At 37.3% G+C, this 2,440-nt stretch carries 3 protein-coding genes; all 3 read left to right on the top strand.

What is annotated here, in order from left to right:
• Positions 1 to 598 precede the first annotated feature (598 nt).
• The gene (locus AFK68_RS01735; RefSeq protein WP_094671143.1) at positions 599 to 811 is read left to right on the top strand and encodes a DUF2997 domain-containing protein; all 213 of its coding nucleotides are present in this window, start codon (positions 599 to 601) and stop codon (positions 809 to 811) included.
• A 45-nt stretch (positions 812 to 856) separates the two neighbouring features.
• Positions 857 to 1,243 (top strand): DUF1257 domain-containing protein, encoded by a 387-nt coding sequence (locus tag AFK68_RS01730; protein WP_094671141.1) that lies wholly within the window; start codon positions 857 to 859, stop codon positions 1,241 to 1,243.
• Positions 1,244 to 1,729: 486 nt separating this feature from the next.
• Positions 1,730 to 2,182, top strand: a complete 453-nt coding sequence (locus AFK68_RS01725) for a ferredoxin (RefSeq protein WP_094671139.1) — start codon at positions 1,730 to 1,732, stop codon at positions 2,180 to 2,182.
• The last annotated feature ends 258 nt before the right edge of the window (positions 2,183 to 2,440 follow it).

Below are 2,440 nucleotides of genomic sequence, written 5' to 3'. Positions count from 1 at the left end.
AGATAAGATATTGAGCCTTTATTCTAAAGGAAGAGAGAAGAACAAAGAAGGCTTTAGTTATCTGGGAGATAAGATTAATTACTGATATTTTATTGGTTCTCCTAGGTTGTTCTACGCAAACAGCTATTCGATAAGTTCTAACAGTCATGGCAACTGCGATATATCAGCTTAACGTAGAAAATCATTTGTATTTTCAACGGATACTTGAGCGACCAATCCCAAAAACTCTATTGGATCAGAAATATCAGGTAGAAATATTTTCTATAACAGCCTAAGTGATATTTGTCAATAACTTTTAGTTTGAAGTTTTGTGACATGACTTACTAGGCTATCTTCTTGATCCCATATTTCCTCGTATCTTGGTCCATTATCTTGACGGTTAGAAAAATATACGCCAAACTTAACAAATAACTGATTTAATGTTTCGGATTATAATAACTTTTGTTAAGAAATGATTCTTTGTCTATCGATTAGTAAAAATTGATTTAGATTAAAGGCAAGTCATTTAAACAATCAAGAAGCAACTTCAGCAGATATCACTTTGAAAAAATTGGTATCTTTGTATATTTCGATAACTGTTCATTATTGATCTATGAACATGGAAACTTTAGAGTTCATCATTCATCCAGATGGTCGGGTACAGGAAAAAGTTACTGGTATTGTCGGTGCATCCTGTACAGAAGTAACTGCTGCAATTGAATCTGAGTTAGGTATTGTCTTAACTCAAGAGTCAACTTCTGAATACTTTGCCCAACAGCAGCATCAGTCTGATACTGCTACAACGCAGGTTTCTTCTTTTAGCAGTTACTAAAATTTTTTTTCTTGTTGAGTTCAGTTTATTTCTCTTAGAATTACTATGTCACACTTTAGTCAAATCAAAACTCAAATTCGTAATCTGAAGTCTTTGCAGTCTGCTCTAACAGATTTAGGTATTGACTGGAAATCAGGTCCAACAGAAGTCCGGGGTTATCGCGGACAAACTAGCACTGCTGAAGTGGTCATAGAACAAAATAATGGGTATGACTTAGGGTTTGCCTGGAATGGTAATCAATATGAGCTGGTTGCCGATCTACAATTCTGGCAACAAGCATCATCTGTAGATCGCTTTATTAATATGGTGACTCAGCGCTATGCTTTCCATACAGTAGTTAATGAAACTGCTAAACAAGGATTTCAGGTTACCGAACAGCAAAAAAATAAGGATGGATCTGTTCGTCTAGTTGTTCAACGTTGGAGTGCTTAAACAGCAGTCAGCAATTAGTCCAGTAGGGTGCGTTAGACAGCTAAAATTACTTACTGTCAGAGACATTAAACAAGATGTCGTAACGCACCATATTAGATTTGTCAACTCCAGTAGGTTGGGTTTAGCGCCAGCGTAACCCAACATATCTAAAGACATTAAACGAAATATATTAACGCAGCAGATTAGATTTTTCAACTCCAGTAGGTAGAGTTTAGCGTCAGCATAACCCAAAATATCTAAATGTTTGGGTAATTTTGCATAGTTATGGTAGAGCAGAAACTATACCGTGACCAAAATAATTACAATAGGTAACTAGCAGGGTTTATTGGGTTTATCCTGTAGATAAGCTGGGGTAATGTTGGTTAACCCAACCTAAACCTATACCTTGACTAAAATAATTACAATAGGTAACTAGCAGGGTTTGTTGGGTTTCGTTCCTCAACCCAACCTACAAATTATAGATAATATTTACTACTTTTTAACAAAATGTTAGATTTTCCTCCATCCTCCCCTGAAGATAACACAGAACGTTCTGGTTTTGAACCTGAACTTGGTGGGATATTACGGGATGCTCCTGAACGTTCTGGTTTTGAACCCGAACTTGGTGGAGTGTTGCGACAAAAAGGGGTTTACGTTGATGAAATTACCTGTATCGGTTGTAAACACTGTGGTCATGTTGCTCATAATACTTTCTATATAGAACCAGACTATGGGCGAGCGCGTGTTTTTCAACAAGATGGCGACTCTGAAGACTTAATCCAAGAAGCGATCGACACTTGTCCTGTTAATTGTATTCACTGGGTTGATTATACAAAACTGAAAACTCTGGAAGAAGAGCGTAAGTATCAGGTCATTCCTATTGCTGGGGGTCCCATAGAGGGTGCAGCGCGTATTGCTAGTCACAGACGCAAGCAGAAAGCAAATAAAAAGAAGATGTGATAATAAATTCGGTTTATAGAGTATCCTTTTGGGGAGATGGGGAGATGGGGAGATGGTTATAGAGGATGGGTGAAAAAGGTACTTTTACAGCAATTTCGGAGTTAGTGAGGTACAAAATTTTTGGTAACACAAGCATCCTGCTTGTTACAGGCACCGAAGCCTGTGTTACAAATAGACATCTGGTGATAATCAAAAATAAAATCAATTATCGTACATAAATCATCAATTATTCTCCCCTACTCCCCTACTCCCTACTCC

It is taken from the genome of Hydrocoleum sp. CS-953 (genome assembly GCF_002260545.1).
In the GTDB taxonomy this organism is placed as follows: domain Bacteria; phylum Cyanobacteriota; class Cyanobacteriia; order Cyanobacteriales; family Microcoleaceae; genus Trichodesmium.
Note: the sequence above shows the minus strand (reverse complement) of the source record. Positions and strands in the feature narration are given on the sequence as shown.

Bases quoted from the DNA above. Each gene is read 5' to 3' on its own strand.
- AFK68_RS01730 (WP_094671141.1), top strand. From the start codon at position 857: ATGTCACACTTTAGTCAAATCAAAACTCAAATTCGTAATCTGAAGTCT.
- AFK68_RS01725 (WP_094671139.1), top strand. From the start codon at position 1,730: ATGTTAGATTTTCCTCCATCCTCCCCTGAAGATAACACAGAACGTTCT.
- AFK68_RS01735 (WP_094671143.1), top strand. From the start codon at position 599: ATGGAAACTTTAGAGTTCATCATTCATCCAGATGGTCGGGTACAGGAA.